The organism is Cnuibacter sp. UC19_7 (assembly GCF_042699995.1).
In the GTDB taxonomy this organism is placed as follows: Bacteria; Actinomycetota; Actinomycetes; order Actinomycetales; family Microbacteriaceae; genus Cnuibacter.
Map to the genome: position 1 here is coordinate 2,928,267 of NZ_CP170560.1, position 19,785 is coordinate 2,948,051.

The following is a 19,785-nucleotide window of genomic DNA, read 5'->3' on the forward strand; positions in this document are numbered from 1 at the left end:
GCAGGGGCCTTCCGAGGGGAGAGGAGCGGGTTGATCAGGGGAGTTCGACGAGGCGGACCCCGTACGGGGCCAGGGTGAGGGTCCGCCCGTCGACCTCGACCTCGCTGGTCCGGCCGGAGAGGTCGGCGATGAGAGCGTGCGTCGCGCCCGCCTCGCCGCGCGAGAGCGGGAGCACCGCGAGGTCGTCGGCGAGGTTCACCGAGGGGACGCCGACCGCGTCGCTCCCGGCGACGGCGGCGAGCACCTCGCCGGCGGGGGTGAGGCGGCCGACCGGGTCGACGACCCCGCGCGGCCCGGTCAGCTCGAATGCGGTGACACGCGAGACACCCGAGGCGACGAGGGCGGCCAGGGTCGCGGTGAGCCACGCGGCCGCGAAGTCGCTCGGCTGACGGGGGTCGACCGACGTCGAGTCCCGCCCGAGGCGATCGATCGTCTCACCCTGCCGGTAGATCGACCGACGGGGTCGCAGGGTGAGGGCGCCGATGCCGACCGCCCGGCCCTCGGCGAGTGCGGATGCGGTGCGGATCATCGCGGGCAGGGCCTCGACCGTCTCGATGACGGCGCGATCCGCACTGTCGTGCACCTGCGGGTTGAGGCTGACGGTGACCTCATCGGACCCGGCGAGCGAGGGTCGGCCGCGGGAGAGCTCGGCGAGGTTGTCGTCGGTGCCGACCGCGACGACGGTGCCGTCGAGGAGGTCGCCGAGCGCATGTCTCAGACGGGCCACCGCATCCGGCCCGGTGACCGGAGCGTCGAGGTCGAAGGTCAGGACGGCGCGGAGCGGCCCGCGCCGTCCTGACAGCAGGCGGGCGAGCGCGGCGAGCCCGCCCTCGCCGGCCGGAGACGCGGGCGCGAGGTGGACGGCGAGCTCGAGCGGCAGGTCGCCGACGGCGGCGAGAGCCTGCGCCCCGCGCACGCCGTCTCCGTCGCACACGACGTCCACCCGCACGTGGTCGAGGCCGAGATGACGGACCGCCTCGACGACGGCCGCCGGCTCCACAGAGACGTCATCCGGACCGATCTGCACTCCGAGCCGCGGTGCCGCGCGGACTGCGGACCGGTCGATCGCGATGAGAGGCACCGCGGATCCTGCCCCGACCCCGACACCCGCGACGTGCTCACGGCCTGCGGGAGACCCGGCGCGGACGTCGACCGCCTGCCGGACCGTCTCCCCATCGGACAGCGTGTACGGGAACGGCAGGGCGAGTGGACGGCTGTACGTCTTGAACGACGCATCGGACCAGTTGCGCTGATCCTCCGTCTCGAACAGGTCGCCCTGCAGGTCGATCGACAGGGAGCGGCCGCGGCCCGGCACCTCGACCGACAGGCCCGTGATGCCCACCCACGGCTGGTGCGGCGCGACGTCGACGGGGAAGCGGTCGTGCGCGATCCGCCCGCCTTCGTGCCGCAGCTCGACCTCGGCGCCCGCGAGCGTGAGCGGATGGAGGACCACGAACCCGATGCGGTTCGTGAGGACGGTGCCGTCGGCGACCGCCTCCACCTCGTAGCGGAGGCGGTCGGGCGTGACGAGCAGCCGCGCGGTGGCGTGGAGCACGCCGCGTGGGAAGCGGTGGACCGAGCGGAGCACGGCGACGAGCCCGTCCCGGGCGTCCGACTCGACCCGCAGGTCGCGCTCGCCGCGGATCGTGCCCCAGGCGTCGTCGCGCACGACGAACTGCACCCCGCGCAGCACCTCGACACCGTCGAGACGCACGTGGGCCAGGTCGCCGTCGGCGGACAGCGCGAACCGCCAACTCCCGACCGTCCCGGTGCGCCCGAAGCCCGGATCCGCCTCCGCCATGTCCTCCGCCCTCCGGTCCGTCGTCAGTGGTTGACGATCTCGTCGACGCTGGCCGCGATGACCTCGTCGTCGAAGACGCGCTTCCAGTCGTCCTTGAACAGGATGTCCTTCGCCGTGGCGATCGCCTTGAGCGCCCCGTCGGAGAAAGGGGATCCGATCTCGCCGAACACGATCGCCAGCTCGACGTTGACGTGGCCGAGGATGAAGGCGCGCGCCGCCTCGGCCGGGACTCCACGGCGCACCGCCTCGTCCATGGCCTCCTTGACGATCGTCACGCACGTGGCGGCGGTGGTCTCGGCCAGCACCGGCTCGAGCAGCACCATGTTCTCGACCGTGATGCGGTGGGCGTTCAGCACGGGCGCGAAGAACGCGCGCACGACCTGCTCGGCTCGGGTGTAGTCGTCGTCGGTGCCCGAGATGAGCGCGATCACGACGTCCTGCCGGGCGGCGACCCCGCCGAAGTAGTCGGTCTGGGCCACCGGATCGGTCTCGGAGTTGTTGAACACCGACGGATGGCACGGGTGGCAGGCGACGAAGCTGACGTCGGCCCGCTCCGGGAGGTGACCGGCGAACGGCGCCGCGGCATCCAGCACGATCAGGGTCGCACCCGTCTTCATCAGCGGCACCGCCTGCTCGGCGACCACGCCGATGCGGTTGTCCGGCACGGCGAGGATGACGACGTCGGCCGGGGAGACGGCCTCCTCGAGGCTCGTCGGGGTGGCGCCGCGCTCGGCGAGGCGGGCGACCCCGGCCTCGCTCGGCTCGACGAAGAGCATCTCGTAGTCGGTCTTCAGCAGGTTGTCGGTGAGGCGCGAGCCCATCTTCCCGCCTGCGCCGACGAGGGCGATCGTGGTCATGGTGTTCCCTTTCTGGTGATCCTGGTGGTCTCGGTGCCGACGGCCGGTCATCCCGCCGCGAGGGCGTTCTCGGTGCGGGCGTCGTCCGTGTCGACGTGGTCGGAGCCGAGCTCGGCGATCCGCACGAAGTAGTCGGGCCCGCCGATCTGGCCGCCCTTGAGGCAGAGCTCCATCCCGTCGATGCGGGGATCGTCGCTCACGGCCGAGCAGAGCGGGGAGCCCGGGGCCAGACGGCGCACCAGACGGAGCGCCCGGATGCCGAGGGCCTTCGCGACGTAGCCGGACGTGTCGCCGCCGGCGATCACGAGCCGGGGGATGTCGACCCGGTCGAGAACGCGCCGGGTGATGTCGGCGAGCGCGAGCGAGAGCCGGGTGCCGTCGACCGCAGGGGCTCCGGGAACGGGTGGCGGGGTGAAGAGCAGCACGCGGTCGCTCGCCGACAGGGCGGCGACGGTCTGCGCGGCGACGGCCGCGCGGGCCGCCTCTGCGTCGGCCGCGCTCTCCGCGGTCACGGCGGCCGGGTCGAGGTCGACGCGTGCGAACCCGGCGGCGACCGCCGCCTCCGCCTGTCTCTGGGTCGCGGGCGCCCGGGAACCGGACACCACGAGCGTCGTGCCCGCCGGCCGCACGGCCCGCTCGGCCGCGTGCCCCTGTCGTCCCCACGCGGCGCCGAGCGCGTACTCGACGCCGGAGGACCCGACCACCACGACGGTCCCTCCGGTCGTCGAGGCGGCCTCGAGCAGCCGGTGGAGCGCGGAGCCCACCCGCCGCTGAGTCTCGTGATCGGCGACGTCCAGCACGACGATCCCGTCGGAGTCCGCCAGCGTCGCATCGACGCGATCGGCGACCTCGCCGTCCGGCCCGTCGAGGTCGAACACGTCGACGAGCGAGATCGGGAGCGCGGTCTGCGCACCGAGGTGCAGTCGCACATCCGCTTCGTGCATCGGCGTGATCGGATGCGCCCTCATCGCCGGATGCCGGTCGAGCCGGTGCACCTCGCCCTGGAAGGCGGCGAAGAGGGTGCCGAACGCCGTCCAGCGCCCGAGCTGCGGAACGCCGACGACGAGCGCGGTGGCTCGGTCCCGTCCGCCCGGCACGGCCTCGCGGAGCAGCTCGGTCGCGCGGCCGATGCTCCCGATCTCGGGGGCGGAGTCGAAGGTCGAGCAGATCTTGTAGTGCAGCAGCGGCGCTTCGAGCCGGGCGAGCGCGGCGAAGACCGGCGGCAGCTCTTCGGCCATCTCGGACGGCGACAGCGACCGGCTGATCCCCGCGACGCCCACGGCGCGCACCTCGGGATGCTCGGCCACCTGCTCGGGAGTGGGCGGCTCCAGGAAGAGGAGCGTCGGGAGGCCGGCGTCCTCGAGGGTCTCCATCACATCCGTGGACCCGGTGAAGTCGTCGCCGTAGAAGGTGACGACGACTCCCTCGCTCGGAGGCTGCATCACGTCAGACCTCCGTGCGCTCGGACATGACCACCCGGCGTGTGAGCTTCTCCAGGCGACCCGTGCGCACCGCGTCGATGAAGACCGCGAGCAGGATGATGCAGGCCTGGATCATCGGGGTGACGTAGAGGTCGACCTGCAGGAACTGCAGCCCGGTCTGGATCAGCTGGATGAGCAGCGCGCCGACGACGGTCCCCGGGAACACGGAGCCCCGACCGCCGAAGAGGCTCGTGCCGCCGAGGACGGCCGCGGCGATGGCGTCGAACTCGTCTCCGCTGCCGAAGCCCGGGGCCGCGGTGCGCAGCTGGGTCATGGCGACGAAGCTGGCCAGCCCGGCGAGCGCCCCCGAGATCACGTAGACGGTGAAGAGGATGCGGCGCACCGGGATGCCCGCCCGCTCGGCGGCCGCGCGGTCCTCACCGGTGGCGAGGAGCTGGCGGCCGAAGGGCGTACGCGTGACGACGAGGTGCGCGATGAGGACGACCAGGGCGAACACCCAGACGGGGAGCGGGATCCCGAGGATCGGCTGCGCCCCGAGCTGCGTGATGACGTCGGGGTAGTTGACCTCGCGCGAGTCGGAGAGGCCGAGTCCGGCGCCACGGAAGACGGTGAGCATCGCCAGGGTGACGATGAACGGCACGAGTCTCAGGAAGGAGATCGCGAAGCCGTTGATCGCCCCCAGGACGACGCCCACGCCGATGGCGAGCAGGGGCACGACGAAGACCGGGAGGGCCGCCGCGTTGATCACCTGACCGACGATGACCGCGGCGAGATAGAGCATGGACCCCACCGAGAGGTCGATGCCGGCGGTCATCAGCACGAGGGTCATGCCGACCGCGACGATCCCGATGTAGGCCGTGCTGCGGGCCACGTTCGCGAGTGTCTGCAGGTCGAAGAAACGGGGGTCGAGCAGCGAGAACACGACGAACACCACGACGAGCAGGATGATCGGCACGTTCCCCAGCGCGAGCTGGCGGAGTCTCTGGCTCATCGGGCGGTCTCCTGGTCGGACGGGGCGTGGGCGGACGCGGTGTCGGAGGGCGGGGTGGACGGGGCGTGGGCCGACGCGGCGTCGGCGGACGTGACGGACGGATCAGCGGGTGGCGGCACCTCCGCGGCGCTCTCTCCGAAGGCGGCGCCCAGGATGCGGCGGGCGTCGAACCCGCCGCGGTCGAACGACCCGACCAGCCGCCCCATCCGCATGACGAGGATGCGGTCGCAGATGCCGATCAGCTCGGGGAGCTCGGAGGAGATCACGAGGACCGCGGTGCCCGCATCCGCCAGCTCGAGGACGGTGCGGTAGACCTCGTACTGGGCGCCGACGTCGACCCCTCTCGTGGGTTCGTCGAGCATGAAGACGCGGGGCTTCGTGAGCAGCCACTTGGCGATCACGACCTTCTGCTGGTTGCCGCCCGACAGGGCTCGGACCGGCGAGCGGTCGAGGTCCGCCGACTTCAGGCGCAGACTCGAGGTGACCTCGGCGACGTCGCGCGCGGCGACCCGGCGCTTGATCGGCCCGAGAACGTTGCCGGCCCACCGCTTGAGCGAAGGGAGGGCCGCGTTGGTGAGCACCGGGAAGTCCATCAGCAAGCCCTCGCCGCGGCGGTCCTCGGTGACGAAGGCCAGGCCGCGCGCGATGCGCCCCTTGGTGGAGTGGCGCGAGAGGTCCTGGCCGTCGACCTCGACCGAGCCGCGGTCGACGGGGTCGAGGCCGTAGACCATCCGAGCCAGCTCGGTGCGGCCCGCCCCCATCAGCCCGAACAGGCCGACGACCTCGCCGGCGTGCGCGGTGAGGTCGATGCCGTCGACCACACCCTTGGCGGAGAGGTCGCGCACCTCCAGCACGGGCGTCTCGGTCGCCCGCCCGGCGCGGGTGGGGAAGCGGTCGTCGAGCGTGCGTCCGACCATCAGGGTGATCACGTCGCCGACCGTCAGATCCGCTTCGGGCTGCACGTCGACGAGGGCCCCGTCGCGCATGATCGCGATGCGATCCGACAGGCGCTTGATGTCCTCGAGGATGTGCGACACGTAGATGACCGACGTGCCCGCCGCGGTGAGGGTGCCGATCAGCTCGAACAGGCGGGCCGTCTCGCGGGAGGTGAGCGACGTGGTCGGCTCATCGAGGATGACGAGCTTGGGGGAACCGACCGCCGCCTTCGAGATCTCGAGCATCTGACGCTGGCCGGGGCTGAGGTCCTCGACGAGGGTCGACGGCGAGAAGGGGAGGTCCATGAGGCCGAGGGCCTCCTCCGCGCGGGCTCGTGCCGCGCGCTTGTCGGTGAAGACGCCGAACTGGCGCGGGTAGCCGGTGAGGAACATGTTGTCGGCCACCGAGAGCGGGGCGAACAGGTTGAGCTCCTGGTGCACGTGCGCGATGCCGAAGCGGCGGGCCTCCGCCGGGCTGTGCGGCTCGTAGCGTTCGCCGTCGACGCGCAGGTCACCCGAGTCGGGCCGCAGCACGCCACCCACGATGTTCATGAGCGTGCTCTTGCCCGCGCCGTTCTCGCCCACGAGGCCGAGCACCTCGCCGGGTGCGACGTCGAGCGAGATGTCCTTGTTGACCGGGACGCCGTAGAAGCGGTGCGACACCCCGGCGATCGAGAGGCGGGGGGATGCGGTCGCGCCGGCCGCCCTCATCGCGCCGCTCCCAGGATGCGGGTGCGGACGACGTCGAGCAGAGCTGCGGCCACGATGACCAGTCCCTTCACGATGAAGACGAGAGTGAACGGCAGGTTCAGGAGGTTGAGGCTGTTCGAGAGCACGACGAAGAACAGCGCCCCCAGCGCGGCTCCGATCACGGAGCCCTTGCCGCCGAACAGCGACACCCCGCCGATGACAGCCGCGCCGATGACGTCGAGCAGCAGATCGTCGGCCAGGGTGGGCCGCCCCGCCTCCAGGCGGGCGGAGTAGAGCAGTCCGCCGACGGTGGCGAAGACGCCCGAGAGGGCGTACGCGGTGATGACCACGCGCTTGTAGGGCACGCCGGAGATGATGGCCGCCTGCCGGCTGGTGCCGGCAGCGTACAGCCAGCCGCCGAACGGCGTCCGGCTGAGGATGTAGTGCGCCGCGAGGCCCAGGACCACGACGATGATCGCCGGGACGGTGAGGGCGCCCCACACCTGGGCCTGGCCGATCGCGATGTACTCGTCGGGCAGGTTCGTCACGTTCTCGCTGCGGGTGAGCCAGACCGCGACGGCGCTGAACAGCAGCATGGTGCCGAGCGTCACCATGAACGGGGGCATCTTCAGCCGGGCGATGGCGAGTCCGTTGAGGCTGCCGAGCAGCGCCCCGATGGCCACCACGATGAGCACCGCCAGCACGATGCCGGGCCATCCGCCCCCGAGGGGGCCGCCCTCCGGACCGATGACGACGTTCCAGAGCGCGGAGCCCTGGAACAGCGTCGGCTCGAGCATCCGCGCCACGAGCAGGGCGCCGACCGTGTTGGTGAGATTGATGATGGCTGTCTGCGCGAGATCGATGCCCGCCAGCACGAGCACGAACGTCTGCCCGATGACGATGATCGCCAGCGGCCAGAAGTTCGACAGCACGTTCAGCAGGTTGCGCTCCGAGAGCATCCCCTGCGCGAAAGGGGACATCGCGATCACGTAGACGACGATGAGGAGGGCGACGAAGCCCTCGCCGGCGAAGAGCCGACGAAGGAGCGCCCGACGCCGTGACGGCGGTGCCGGATCGGTCGACGGCGGGGTCGTCGAGGCCGTCTCGGCGGAGGTGGTGGTCGACACGAGCGGGGCGCTCCTTCCTGGTGGGTGGGGGTGGGTCAGCTGCTGGGTGGGGTGATGACGCAGCCCCACATGTCCTCGGAGCGGTCGCCGAAGTTCGCCGCCGTGAGGGCGAAGCCGGGGTCGACGATGGTCTGGTCCGGCTTGCTGTCGCCGTCCTGGATCGCCGTGCCGAGGGCGTCGAGCAGCGCGGACGCCTCGTAGAAGAGGTCCTGCACGCCCGTGGCGTCGATGTATCCGGATTCGATCAGGCCGCAGGCGCGGTTGTCGCCGTCGAGCCCGCCCATGATGACGTGCCCCTCCTCGCCGACCGCCTTCCACTTGCCGAGCGGCTCGAGCACCGCCTGGATCTGCGGGAAGAGGAAGTCGCTCGACGTGAACAGCACGTCGACGTTCGGGTTGGCCTGCATCGCCGCCTGGAGGTTCGCCTGGCCGGTGGCCGCATCCCAGTTCGTCTGCACCTCGATCGGGGTGAGGAACAGGTCGGGGTTGGCGTCGATGATCTCGTAGAAGCCGTTCCGTCGCTCGACCGCGTTCTGGTCGCTCAGGTTGCCGACCATGACGAGCGGCTGCACCGGGCGGCCGAGCTTCGCGGCCTCGTCGGCGAGGTACTGCACGGTCTGGGCGGCGACGTCGCGGTTGTCGGCGACCGAGATGATCGCGGCGCCGTCCTCGGATGCGGGCGGACGGTTGAAGATGCCGATCGGGATGTCGGCGTCGTTCGCCTCCTTGATGATCGTGTTCGCGCTCGATCCGTCCTCGGGGATGACGATGATGCCGTCGACGCCCTGCGTGATGCAGTCGCGCACCTGCTCGAGCTGGCGGTTGGGATCCTCGTTCGAGTTGTGCTCGATGACGGTGGCGTTGGCCGCCGAGAGCGAGTCGCTGATCGACTTGATGCCCGCGGCCCAGAACTCGGTCTCGCTCCCCGAGAAGCCGAAGCAGATGCGCTTGCCGCTCAGGTCGGTGCCGACGTCGACGCTGATGTCCTGATCGGCGGCGGTGGTGCTCCCGCCGGTGCCGCCGGTGGTGCCGCAGGCGGTCAGTGCGGTGAGCACGGCGAGGGCTGCTGCCCCCACGGTGAGTGCGCGGAATCGTGTCACGAGGCCTCCTTGACTCGGAATGCGGCAAACCACTGTGCCGCTGGTCCTCGACACCGTACAGGCGACTTCGGCGGAATTGCAAGCCTGTGTGCGATCCGCCGCGGTGTGCGGCGCTTGGTATACCAAAGACCGTGTTACGATCGCGGCGAGCCATCGACGAAGATGGGCTCGAGGATGAGGAGGGGTCATGGGTGACTTCGGGCCGTTGACGCGCCAGCCGTCGCTGTCGACGCGGGTCTCCGAGGAGCTTCTCGAGGCCATCGCCTCGGGGCGGTTCCGTCCCGGAGAACGTCTGCCGAGCGAGAGGGAGATGAGCGACCGCTTCGGCGTCTCGCGCACCGTCATCCGCGAGGCCGTGCGCTCGCTCTACGCAAAGGGTGTGCTCGAGGTCTCTGAAGGGCGGGGCACGCAGATCGCGACCGTGTCGTCCACGCGGGTCACCGAGGCGCTCGAGCTGTACCTCCGTGGCGCGCAGTCGCAGGAGCTGCTGAGGCCCGAGCACATCGCCGAGGTGCGCGACACCCTCGAGACCCGGCTGGTGGAGCTCGCCTGCGAGCGCGCGACCGAGGAGGACATCGAGGCCATCGCCGCCGAGCACGAGCGGATGGCGGTCGCGCGCGATCCGCAGTCCGCGGCGGCGCACGACGCCGAGTTCCACCGTCTGCTCGCGCGGTCGACGCACAACGCGCTTTTCCTCACCCTCATCGAGTCGATCAACGCGACCATGAAGGCGATCCGCTCGACCAGCCTCTCGCTGCAGGGGCGCCTGCCGGTGGCGCTCGAGGAGCACGCCGCCATCCTCGACGCCGTCCGCGCCCGCGACCCCGAGGCGGCGCGGCGCGCGATGCGGCACCATCTCGACGGGTCGCAGCGCTTCTACGGCGACGGTGCGGAGCTCGACTCGTGAGCGGGCGCCTCGACGGCAAGGTCGCCCTGGTCACGGGCGCCGCCTCCGGGATCGGGCTCGCCACCGCGCTGCGCTTCGCCCGGGAGGGCGCGACGGTGTTCGGGCTCGATCGCGACGGCGATCGCCTGCGCGATGCGCTCGGGTCGGCCGCCCGGGCGCCCGCCGACGGCGACTCGAGGGCGCTCGTCGCCGACATCACCGACGAGGAGTCGGTGGCCGCCGCCTACACCTCGCTGCTGGAGCAGGCCGGGCGCCTCGACGTCGTGGTCGCGAACGCGGGCGTGCAGCTGTTCGGCCAGGACTCCCCGATCGATTCGCTGGATCTCGCCGTCTGGCAGCGCACGGTCGACATCAACCTCACCGGCACCTTCCTCACGGTCAAGCACGCCGTGAGGAGCATGCTCGCCACGGGCGGCGCCATCCTCATCACCGGCAGCCCCACCGGCCTGACCGGCGAGGGCGCCGGCTACACGGCCTACTCCACGACCAAGGCGGGCGGGTTCGGGCTCATGCGCACGGTCGCCGCCGACTACGCGTCCGCCGGCATCCGCGTGAACAGCGTCGTGCCCGGGTTCACCGCCACCCCGCTCGTCTCGGCCCTCGCCGACGACGCCGAGTCGCGCGCCCGCATCGTGTCACGCGTGCCCCTCGGCCGCCCCGGCACCCCCGACGACGTGGCGAGCATGATGGTCTACCTCGCCTCCGACGAGGCCGCGTTCACCACGGGCAGCACCTACTTCATCGACGGCGGCATGACCGCTCTCTGAGCGGGGTCGACGTACGCTTCTCCCGTGGAGACGACGGAGGAGTTCGTGGAGACGTGCCGGGCGCTGTCGCAGCACCTCGCCGCGAACGGGCGGGACGACTGGGCGGCGACGTTCGAGGGCCTGGCCTCGCGTGCCGCCGGTGCGGATGGCCCCGCCGGCGCCCGCGAGGCGGCGTCCGACGCGCTCGCGCTGTACGGCGGGATGGGGAGCTTCGCCGACCTCGTGCTCATGAGGTCGAGCACCGACTCCCGGGAGCCGGATGAGCGGCTCGAGCGGTTGCGCTCCGCGCTCCACCGGGCCGCCGTGGCTCTGCGCTGAGCCACGACGACCGCATCGGTCAGCGGATCCCGTACAGGACGTGATCGTCGAGGTAGCGCCAGACCGTTCCGGTCTCGGTGAATCCCGCGCTGCGGAGGGTCGACAGATGGAACTCCAGCGTCACCTTCGGCGGAGCGACGCGGATGTCGTCCCCCCACACCTCCTCGCGCCGCGCCACGTGGTGGCTGTAGCGCGGTTCCGCGGAGACGGCGGCCCACCATTCATCCCACGTGTCGGCGCTCCCGGCGAAAGTCTCCGCCTGCATCCGCTCGTCGTCGGCCGCGGCCACACGCCGGAGGGTCGGCTCGAGATGCTCGTCGTAGGAGAGATGGTCGCCGTTGAGCAGGATCCCACCGGGTGCGAGCAGGTCGGCGGCACGCCAGTACACCTCGACCAGGTGGGCGGGCTGCAGCCAGTGCAGGGCGGTGGAGCTGACGATGGCATCGAAGTGCTGCTCGGCGAGGAGCGGATGCTCGTGCCAGCCGGAGCGGCCGAGATCGACGTCGGCCACCTCGATGCGGGGGTCCGCTGCCGCGATGTCGGAGGCGATCGCCACCAGGGCGGGATCCTTGTCGGCGACCACGAGGGAGGCCCGGGGGACCGCCGCCAGCACCGCGTGGCCGAGTGAGCCGGTGCCGCCGGCGAGGTCGAGCACGCGGGGGCGCTCGATGCCCTCCGTGAGCGTCCCGACCACCCTGGCGATGGTGGCGAAGCGCTCCGCGCGGTGCCGGATGTACCCGGTCTGCTGGAGGTCCCAGCGCCGGGACAGCTCGCGGGCGAGGGTCGAGGGATCGAGGGCGGTGTCGGTCATGGTGAGGTCCTTTCGAGGGGAACGGTCGGGGTGGGGGAGCGGTGGTCGTCGGGAAGGTCGAAGCGGAAGAGGAGGTCGTCGCCCTCGCCGTGCACCCGGGTGCGGACCCCGTAGACCGGGTCGAGCACCTCCGGGGTGAGCACCGAGATCGGCGGTCCCGACGCCACCACCACCCCGGCGTCGAGCAGCACGAGGCGGTCGCAGAACCGCGCGGCGAGCTCGAGGTCGTGGAGCACGACCACGACGGTGGGGGCGATGCTGCGCAGCATCGAGAGGGTCTCGAGGCGATGACGGATGTCGAGGTGGTTCGTCGGCTCGTCGAGCAGCACGTGGGGAGCCCGTTGCGCCGCGGCGCGGGCGAGGGCCACACGCTGCCGTTCGCCGCCCGAGAGGGTGAGGAGCGGCGAACGGGCGTGCTCCGCTACGCCCATCGCCGTCAGCGCCTCCACCACCGCGCGATCGGCAGCGCCCTGCCCGCGCAGACGGTGCCGCACCAGCCCGAGCGAGACCTCCTCGGCGACGGTGACGGTGGGGTCCGTGACGTCGGAGTGCTGACCGACGAACGCCACCCGACGCGCGATCTCGCGACGCCGCAGACGGCTGACGTCGTCGCCGTCCACCCGCACCTCGCCCGAGGCCAGGGGAACGGAGCGGATCAGTGCCCGCAGCAGTGTGCTCTTCCCGCTGCCGTTCGGGCCGACGACCCCCACGACCACGCCGGTGGGGATCTCGACGTCGACACCGGTCGCGGTCGCGGACTCGCCCCCGGTCGCGGACTCGCCACCGAGGATCGTTCGGTGTCCCGCCCGGACGCGCAGACCTCGGGCGGTGATCATCGGCGACGGTTCATCGGAGACGCGCGAGGATGTCCTCGAGCTGCGCCGGACCGCGGACGCTCAGCACCGAGGGCGGGTCGGTGTAAGGGAACGGGAGAGCCACGACCCGGCCGTCCTTCACCGCCGAGAGCGACTGCGTGCCGGGCGCCGAGGTGAAGGCGTCGACAGCGGACTGCGCCTCGCCGCTCGAGTAGAGCACGACGACCGTCTGAGTATCGCGGGCGGCGAGGTCCTCCACGTTGACGTCGAACACCCGCTGATCGACGTCGGCGTAGACGTTCGTCAGACCGGCGGCCTCGAACACCGGGGTGACCATGCTCTGTGCGCCGTAGGGGGAGAGGACGGCGCCGCCGGACGAGACGTAGACGGCCGCAGCCGTCCCGGCAGGCGCGGCCGGAGCGGAGACCGAGCCCTTCAGCTCCTCGACGAGTGCGTCTGCGCGGTCCGCCTCGCCGAGGATGGCGCCGTAGTCGTGGAGCTCCGACCAGACGCGGTCGAAGGAGGCCGGGCCGGTCGCCGACGGGGTGCTCGAGCAGTAGGCGGTCGGCGTGTAGACGGCGACGCCGGCCGCAGCGAGGGCCGCTTTGTCGACGGCGTTCTCGGGTGCGATGACGAGGTCGGGTTCGGCCCCCAGGATGCTCTCCTGGGACACGATCGATCCGCCGGTCGAGTTCTTCTCGGTGGACATCGTCGACAGGGGAGCGAGGGCATCGTAGGTCGATCGGTCGTACAGGCCAGGGGCGGGTTGAGCGGTGATCGCGACGACGCGGTCCACCGCCTGCAGCGCCTCGAGGTTGGCGAGGGAGTCGTCGTTGACGAGCACGATCCGCTCAGGGCGGTGGTCGAGGGTGAGGTCGGCTCCGCAGTTGGAGATCGTCACGGGGAACCCCGGGCCGGGAGCCGCTGCGGTGTCGGATGCCCCGCCCGCCGCGGTCGCGCATCCGGTGAGTGCGATCGCGATGGTGGTCGCGACCGCGGCGGCGATGCCGCTCGCCGGGGTGACAGGACGGCGGCGCGCTCGCCGTCGGTGCAGTTCGGGGGTCATGGGTGCTTCCTCTCGAAGGGGGGGGGTCGGGTTCTCGGATGCAGGGCTTCAGGAGGTGGTGAAGCTCGGACGTGCGTCACGAGCGTCACGAGCGCGGCCGTCTGCGCGACCGCCGCGCAGGAGCAGCAGCAGGACGGGAGCGCCGATGACGCCGGTGACGACCCCCACGGGGATCTCCTGCGGGGCCAGAGCCGTTCGCGCCACCGTGTCGGCGCAGACCAGGAGCAGGGCCCCGAGCAGCGCCGACGCCGGGAGCACGGCCCGATGGCGTGAGCCGACCAGGTGACGTGCCAGGTGGGGGATCACGAGACCCACGAAGCCGATGCCCCCGACGCCCGCCACCACCACGCCGACGGCAGCGCTGGTCGCGGCCATCAGCGCCAGGCGCATCCGCTCGGGATCGATGCCCACCGACCGAGCGGAGTCGTCGCCGGAGTTCAACGCATCGAGGAACGGGCCCGCGACGACCAGTCCGACGAGCGCGAGGGCCGTGATCGCACCGCCCGTCATGAGCGTGACGGGCTGGACCGACGCGAGGGAGCCGAGGAGCCAGAACAGCACGGACCGGGCCGCTTCCGGAGAGTCGGACCAGAAGATCAGGAAGCTCGTCACGGCGTTGAGCGCGTAGCCGACGGCGAGTCCGGCGAGCACGATGCGGAACGGCCCGCGCGTCCCGGCCGTGCTCGAGAGGAGGAGGACGAGGAGGATCGCCGCGACCGCGCCGACCAGCGCTCCCCCCGAGAAGAGGAGGGCGCTGCCGCTGCCCACGACGAGCACCACGACGGCGGCGCCGGTGGACGCGCCCGAGTTGATCCCCAGCAGATAGGGGTCGGCCAGGCCGTTCCGCGCGACGGCCTGGAACACGGCACCCGCGGCGGCGAGCATGGCGCCGGCGACGATCGCCATCAGGATGCGGGGCAGCCGCGTGTTCCACACGATCGTCCCGGCGGGGCCGTCGAGCTCACCGCCGCCGAGCTTCGCGACGATGACCCGCACGACATCGGCCGGCGCGATCGGGACCGGGCCGATGCACGCGGCTGCGGTGGCGACGACGACGAGCGCGACCGCCAGCAGGGCGAGGCAGGCGGCGACGCGCCGTCGTCGGGCCAGGAGATCTCCGACGATGGCCGAGGAGGCACTGGTCGGGCCCACGCGCAACCCCTCTCAGACCGCTATTTGATAATCATTATCAATAGCAGAATGCAGCAGAGGTTCGCAAATCACGCGCTGCTTGTCTGCACAGGGCCGAGGGGAGGCCGATCGTGTCCTGTCCATGTCCGTGCTGCGGGTTGCAGTCGATCAGCGAGCCTTGTCGAGGCCCAGGCGATGTTCGTGCAGCAGGGGGCCTCGGATCCTCGCCTGCTCCGACACACGCGGCCACCACGGGAGAGGGCCCCGCTAGCCTGGGGCGCATGGACCCTCTGACGCTGGGCATGCTCTTCATCGGGATCCCGGTGGTCCTGCTCTCGATCGCCGCGGTCGTCGTGGGACTGTACTTCCTCATCCGCCTCGCCACACGAGGGCCCGCTCGGCCCGTCCCGCCCGCGGCGGGCTCGGTGTGGCTGGTGCAGCACGAGGAGTCCGGGCGCATCCTGGGGGTGCTCGCGTTGGCGCAGGAGGCGCACGAGTTCCTGGAGGAGGCGGGCCGGTACTACCCCGCGGGCGTGATCCTCTACTCCGTCCCGGTCGGCTACCGCTTCAACCACCGCACCGGCTTCGCCTCCTACGGCCCCGGGGCGCCCTAGGCCTGGAGTCCACCGCCGGAGGTGCGGCGGCGGTAGAGGAGGGCGAGGCACAGCGCGGCGAGGGCGGGGAGGAGAGCGGCGGCGGGGAGGGCTGAGGCGGGGGCGCCGGCGCCGAGGAGCAGGCCGCCGACGCCGGCGGCGCCGGCGATGCCGAGGTTGAAGGCGGAGCTGTTGACGGCGAGGGCGACGTCGGAGGCCGGGCCTGCGGACTCCCGCGCGACCAGCGCGGAGATGGGTGTGATCGTGGCGAAGTACGCCACCCCCGCCGCCAGCACGCCGAGGGCGGCCCAGGGCAGAGCGGACACCGACCACAGGGCGGCGAGGGCGACGGCGAGGGCCGCCGAGCTCCAGGTCAGCGCCCGGGCGAGGTCGCGGTCGGCGAGGCGGGCGCCGATCAGGTTGCCCACCACGCCGCCCACGCCGTAGAGGAGGAGCACGGTGGGCAGCAACGCCGGATCGAGTCCGCTGAATCCGGTGAGGAGCGGCGCGACGTACGTCATCACGAGCATCGACGCCCCGGCGCAGAGGATGCTCATGCCCATGCCGACGAGCACTCCCGGTCGCCGCACCCACCCCAGCTCACCGCGGAGACGGGACCGCACGGGACGGGGGAGCGCCGGCAGCCACACCATCACCACCACGAGCGCCACGAGCGCGAGCCCGGCGATGAGCAGGAACGGCGCCCGCCAGCTCGCGAGGTCGGTGAGCACGATCCCCGCGGGCACTCCCAGCACCGACGCCGCCGTGAGGCCGACGAGCACCATGCCCATCGAGCTCGCCTCGCGGCCGGGCCGAGCGAGGTGGATCGCGGTGAGCGAGAACCGCACGAGGATCGTCGTGTGCGCGAGCCCCGCGAGCACCCGCGCCGCGAGCAGCACCTCGAACGTCGGGGCGGATGCGGCGAGCACGTTGGCGGCCGCGTACCAGAGGAGCAGCGCGAGCAGGGTCCGGCGGGTGCTCCACCGCGACAATGCGACGGTGACGAGCGGACCGAGCGCCGTCACGGTCGCCGCATACGCGAGCACGAGCGATCCGACACCAGCGACGGCGACCCCGGTCCCCGACGAGATCTGCGGCAGGATGCCGGCCACCACGCTCTCGGAGGTGCCGAGCGCGAACGCGCCGATCATGAACCCGACCATGAGGGTCCGGGTCTTCGTCACCGACACCGTCGCTCAGCCCGTGATGAGCACGGTGGGGCTGCCCACCGTCGTGAGGTCGACGATGCCCGTCGAGAGCCCGGTCTCGTCGAGCAGGTGCGTCGTGATCTGGTCGGATCCCTGGTGGGCGACCCGCAGCATCCGCCCGTCGACCACGTGATGCCGGGGGATGGCCCCGCCCGAGGGGAACGCGGCGAGGCCGGTGAGCTCTCCGGAGGAGTCGCAGCGCAGCACCGCGATCCGGTCGCTGCCGCGGAGGCCGACATGCAGGAGACCCTCGGGCGAGGCCTCGATGTGCGCGGCGGTCTCGCCGGGCCGCGGGCTGTCGGGGGTCAGCGGCAGACGCGCGACGACCCGGCGCTCTGCGCCGTCCCGCAGAACGGAGAGGGCCTCGCAGGAGTACTCCGTGCAGACCACGAGCAGGTCGTCCGACAGCGCGACCAGGTGGCGCGGACCGCATCCGAAGGGCAGCTCGACGGTCGAGGTGAGCTGCAGCTCGCCGTCGTGCACGGCGAACACACGGAGCACGTCGTAGCCGAGGTCGGTCGTCACCACCTCCGTCGGCCCGAGCCACAGCGCCATGTGCGCGCGGCTGCTCGCCTCCAGCCCGGCCGGCGGGGACGTCGTCGCCCGCAGAGCCGCGTGCGGATCGACCGCGGGAGCCGCGGGCACGGGCTCTTCGAGGGCGCCCTCGGCGTCGAGCGGGTACAGGGCGACCGTCCCGTCGCCCCAGCACGTCGCGACGAGGTGGTCGCCGGACGGGGACACCGCGACATGGCACACGGCCGGCCCGGCCGGGCGGCTGCCGAGCGCCGAGAGCTCCTCGCCGTCTCCCGTCACGCGGTAGGCGCTCACCGTGCCGGCCGACTCGTCGGCCGAGTACAGCACGGGCAGGTGCGGATGGCGCGCGAGGAAGCTGGGTGAGGTGGTCGGATGCGCCGGGCCGGCCGCGACGAGGGTGTCGCCGTCGGCGCGCCACCGCGAGATCCCGGCGGACGAGCCGCCCATCTCGGGGGTGTAGCCGCCGACCCAGAAGGTGACGTCGTCGCTCATCGTCAGCTCTCCTCCGCGCTGGTCATTCGGTCGCCCTGGTCATCCGGTAGCCCTGGTCATCCGGCCGGTCGTACGAGGTAGAGGGCGTCGCCCAGGAACTCGGGCTGCTCGATCCGCAGGCCGCCGTCGACCGGGGTGGCTCGCACGGCGTCGAGACGCCTCCGCTCGAGATCGTACGCGGTGACCGTCGAGCCCGGGTCGACGCGGAGGGTGAGGGCGAAGGGCTCGGGAGCGTAGACGACGACGGTGTCGCCGGTCCGGCCGGCCACCGCCCCCGACGGCTCCTCGACGAGCAGCGTCGCATCCTCGACGAGACCGAAGAGGTCCTCCTCCTCCACCACGCGCCGGACGAAGGCGGCGTCGAGCGCGCCCTCGAATCCGGCGGCGATCGAGAACGGGAACGGGGTGCCGTGCACGTCCTCCGCGGTGAAGGCGGCGCCGCGGCGGTGCCACGACCACACGCCGTGGGCGCCGTACCCGAGCCCGGCGCTCGCGCCCGCGACGACGCCGGTCCAGCTCGCCCGGCGCACGTCGTCGCGCCGGTGGCGCTCGCGGCCGGCGAAGCGGCCGAGGCCCTCGTAGCAGGGCTCGAGGTTGACGATCGGCCGCTCGACGCCGAGGCCGCGGTAGTAGCGGGTGAGATCGGCGGGCAGCGTGTCCCAGGCCTCGTTGTGTCCCGACTGCAGCCCGTGCAGATCGATGAGAGCGCCGTCGGCGAGGGCGGCGGGCATCCGCGCGGTCGGTGTGTCGTGCCAGGTGATGAGCGCATCCGGCGCCTCCTCGCGTACGACGCTCGCGGCGAGCGAGTAGCGCTCGAGGGCGGTGTCGTCGTTGAGGTCGTCGTCGCCCGAGATGGCGAAGACGGGGGAGAAGGGAGCGAACGTCCGCACGGCGTGCCGTACGTAGTCGACGGTCTGCTGCTCCGTGAGCACGTGGTCGGGCGTGAGCCCGCTGCCCCAGGTGCCGGGCACGAAGTTGTTCCAGAGCAGCACGAGCACCGGGGTGAAGCCCCGCGCCTGCGCCTCCTCGAGCACCCAGACCGCGTGCGACCAGTAGTCGGCGTCGCCGCCGTCGAAGTCGACGCCCGCGGGGGAGACGGCGAAGGGCGTCCGCTCGGCCTCCGACCGGTCGTGGACGATGGGCAGCACGCTGATGAGCAGCGCGTTGAAGCCCTGGCGACGGCGCAGCTCGAGGTGGTCGAGCCACTCGGCGTCGGTCGGGGAGGTGAACGCCGCCCACACGGTGTCGGCCAGCAGGAAGCGGCGCCGGCCGTCGGCGAGGAGGCTCCGGTGGTCGGAGGCCACGGTCCAGGAGGTCATGCGGGGTCCTTTCGGGAGGGCGTTAGTGTGGGGGTCCGAGAATCGAGGGAGCCGGGAGAGGCATGGCCGACAGCGAGAGCACCGCGGTGCGGGGCGGGGTCAAGTCGTCGCTGCGCACCCTCGAGATCCTCGAGCTGCTGGCCTCCGACGACGAGCGTCGCTCGATCGCGGAGATCGCGCGCGAGCTCGGCATCCCCCGCTCGAGCCTGCACGGGCTCATGCACACCATGGCCGACCGCGGCTGGCTGCAGGCGGATGCGAGCGGAACCCGCTACGGGCTCGGCATCCGTTCGCTGCTGGCGGGCACGTCGTACATCGAGACCGACGACGTCGTCGCGCTCTCCGGCTCGGCGCTCGACGGCATCTCCGACCGCACCGGCGAGACGGTGCACCTCGGCCGCCTCGACGGCGCCGACGTCGTGTACCTCGCCAAGCGCGAGTCGGTGCATCCGCTGCGGATGTACTCGGCCGTCGGTCGACGGCTTCCGGCCCACGCCACCGCGCTGGGCAAGGTGCTGTTGGCCAGACTGGACGCAGAGCAGCTCGATGTGGTGCTCGGCCCTGGTCCTCTGGTGGCGCTCACGCCCGAGACCATCGTCGATCGCGTGCGTCTCGGTGACGAGCTCGGCCGCATCCGCGCCGAGGGCTACGCCGTCGATCGCGGCGAGAACAGCCTGGGGATCACGTGCTTCGCGGTCGGTCTCGCAGGCGCGGGATCGTTGAACGCGGTGAGCTGCTCGCTGCCCGACGCGCGCCTCGACGACGGGCACCGGGCCGAGATCGTGGCGGCTCTGGCCGACGGCGCGCGCGAGATCGACACGCTCCTCGGTCGTCGCGGGCGCTGAGGACTGCGGCCGGGAGGGTCGCATCCGGATGCGCGC

General features: G+C 72.1%; 19 protein-coding genes. 5 read left to right on the forward strand and 14 right to left on the reverse strand.

The window, feature by feature from the left end; translation table 11 throughout:
- Positions 1–34: 34 nt before the first annotated feature.
- Genes ACFJGV_RS13980 through ACFJGV_RS14010 form a run of 7 tightly spaced genes read right to left on the reverse strand, consistent with a single transcriptional unit; the run spans position 35 to position 8,943 of the window.
- Positions 35–1,801, reverse strand: coding sequence for a hypothetical protein (locus tag ACFJGV_RS13980; RefSeq protein WP_378144593.1), 1,767 nt, complete (start codon positions 1,799–1,801; stop codon positions 35–37).
- Positions 1,802–1,824: 23 nt separating this feature from the next.
- Positions 1,825–2,709: a phosphogluconate dehydrogenase C-terminal domain-containing protein gene (locus ACFJGV_RS13985; RefSeq protein WP_378144594.1), complete on the reverse strand. Its 885-nt coding sequence runs from the start codon at positions 2,707–2,709 to the stop codon at positions 1,825–1,827.
- Positions 2,706–4,100, reverse strand: coding sequence for a four-carbon acid sugar kinase family protein (locus ACFJGV_RS13990; protein WP_378144595.1), 1,395 nt, complete (start codon positions 4,098–4,100; stop codon positions 2,706–2,708). Before ACFJGV_RS13990 ends, ACFJGV_RS13985 begins: the two co-directional genes overlap by 4 nt.
- A gap of 4 nt (positions 4,101–4,104) precedes the next feature.
- A complete protein-coding gene (locus ACFJGV_RS13995; protein WP_378144596.1) occupies positions 4,105–5,091 on the reverse strand; it encodes an ABC transporter permease in 987 nt (328 codons plus the stop codon).
- Positions 5,088–6,737, reverse strand: a complete 1,650-nt coding sequence (locus tag ACFJGV_RS14000) for a sugar ABC transporter ATP-binding protein (protein WP_378144597.1) — start codon at positions 6,735–6,737, stop codon at positions 5,088–5,090. Before ACFJGV_RS14000 ends, ACFJGV_RS13995 begins: the two co-directional genes overlap by 4 nt.
- Positions 6,734–7,843, reverse strand: coding sequence for an ABC transporter permease (locus ACFJGV_RS14005; protein ID WP_378144598.1), 1,110 nt, complete (start codon positions 7,841–7,843; stop codon positions 6,734–6,736). The genes ACFJGV_RS14000 and ACFJGV_RS14005 overlap by 4 nt, the downstream gene beginning before the upstream one ends.
- A gap of 35 nt (positions 7,844–7,878) precedes the next feature.
- Positions 7,879–8,943, reverse strand: coding sequence for a sugar ABC transporter substrate-binding protein (locus ACFJGV_RS14010; RefSeq protein ID WP_378144599.1), 1,065 nt, complete (start codon positions 8,941–8,943; stop codon positions 7,879–7,881).
- Between the two features lie 187 nt (positions 8,944–9,130).
- Between ACFJGV_RS14010 and ACFJGV_RS14015 the strand changes: the two genes are divergently transcribed.
- Genes ACFJGV_RS14015 through ACFJGV_RS14025 form a run of 3 tightly spaced genes read left to right on the forward strand, consistent with a single transcriptional unit; the run spans position 9,131 to position 10,935 of the window.
- A complete protein-coding gene (locus ACFJGV_RS14015) occupies positions 9,131–9,850 on the forward strand; it encodes a FadR/GntR family transcriptional regulator (RefSeq protein ID WP_378144600.1) in 720 nt (239 codons plus the stop codon).
- Positions 9,847–10,617, forward strand: a complete 771-nt coding sequence (locus ACFJGV_RS14020; protein ID WP_378144601.1) for an SDR family NAD(P)-dependent oxidoreductase — start codon at positions 9,847–9,849, stop codon at positions 10,615–10,617. Before ACFJGV_RS14015 ends, ACFJGV_RS14020 begins: the two co-directional genes overlap by 4 nt.
- A 24-nt stretch (positions 10,618–10,641) precedes the next feature.
- On the forward strand, positions 10,642–10,935 hold the full coding sequence (locus ACFJGV_RS14025) for a DUF6966 domain-containing protein (RefSeq protein ID WP_378144602.1): 294 nt from the start codon (positions 10,642–10,644) through the stop codon (positions 10,933–10,935).
- 19 nt (positions 10,936–10,954) lie between these two features.
- Here the strand turns inward: ACFJGV_RS14025 and ACFJGV_RS14030 are convergent, their stop codons facing one another.
- Genes ACFJGV_RS14030 through ACFJGV_RS14045 form a run of 4 tightly spaced genes read right to left on the reverse strand, consistent with a single transcriptional unit; the run spans position 10,955 to position 14,779 of the window.
- Complete coding sequence (locus ACFJGV_RS14030) at positions 10,955–11,746, reverse strand: class I SAM-dependent methyltransferase (protein ID WP_378144603.1); 792 nt, start codon at positions 11,744–11,746, stop codon at positions 10,955–10,957.
- On the reverse strand, positions 11,743–12,582 hold the full coding sequence (locus ACFJGV_RS14035) for an ABC transporter ATP-binding protein (RefSeq protein ID WP_378144604.1): 840 nt from the start codon (positions 12,580–12,582) through the stop codon (positions 11,743–11,745). Before ACFJGV_RS14035 ends, ACFJGV_RS14030 begins: the two co-directional genes overlap by 4 nt.
- 10 nt (positions 12,583–12,592) lie before the next feature.
- On the reverse strand, positions 12,593–13,627 hold the full coding sequence (locus ACFJGV_RS14040) for an ABC transporter substrate-binding protein (RefSeq protein ID WP_378144605.1): 1,035 nt from the start codon (positions 13,625–13,627) through the stop codon (positions 12,593–12,595).
- A gap of 48 nt (positions 13,628–13,675) precedes the next feature.
- On the reverse strand, positions 13,676–14,779 hold the full coding sequence (locus ACFJGV_RS14045; RefSeq protein WP_378144606.1) for a FecCD family ABC transporter permease: 1,104 nt from the start codon (positions 14,777–14,779) through the stop codon (positions 13,676–13,678).
- A 260-nt stretch (positions 14,780–15,039) separates the two neighbouring features.
- On the opposite strand from ACFJGV_RS14045, the gene ACFJGV_RS14050 reads away from it, so the two are divergent.
- A complete protein-coding gene (locus ACFJGV_RS14050) occupies positions 15,040–15,372 on the forward strand; it encodes a hypothetical protein (protein WP_378144607.1) in 333 nt (110 codons plus the stop codon).
- Here the strand turns inward: ACFJGV_RS14050 and ACFJGV_RS14055 are convergent.
- From ACFJGV_RS14055 to ACFJGV_RS14065, 3 genes are read right to left on the reverse strand one after another with little or no spacing between them, the layout of a single operon-like run.
- Entirely contained in the window at positions 15,369–16,535 is a 1,167-nt protein-coding gene (locus ACFJGV_RS14055; RefSeq protein ID WP_378144608.1) for an MFS transporter, read from the reverse strand. The genes ACFJGV_RS14050 and ACFJGV_RS14055 overlap by 4 nt on opposite strands.
- A 12-nt stretch (positions 16,536–16,547) precedes the next feature.
- Positions 16,548–17,585, reverse strand: coding sequence for a lactonase family protein (locus ACFJGV_RS14060; RefSeq protein ID WP_378144609.1), 1,038 nt, complete (start codon positions 17,583–17,585; stop codon positions 16,548–16,550).
- A 56-nt stretch (positions 17,586–17,641) separates the two neighbouring features.
- Positions 17,642–18,904, reverse strand: a complete 1,263-nt coding sequence (locus ACFJGV_RS14065; protein ID WP_378144610.1) for a DUF4038 domain-containing protein — start codon at positions 18,902–18,904, stop codon at positions 17,642–17,644.
- 62 nt (positions 18,905–18,966) lie between these two features.
- Here ACFJGV_RS14065 and ACFJGV_RS14070 point away from each other — a divergent pair, with 62 nt between their 5' ends.
- A complete protein-coding gene (locus tag ACFJGV_RS14070; RefSeq protein WP_378144611.1) occupies positions 18,967–19,749 on the forward strand; it encodes an IclR family transcriptional regulator in 783 nt (260 codons plus the stop codon).
- Positions 19,750–19,785 lie beyond the last annotated feature (36 nt).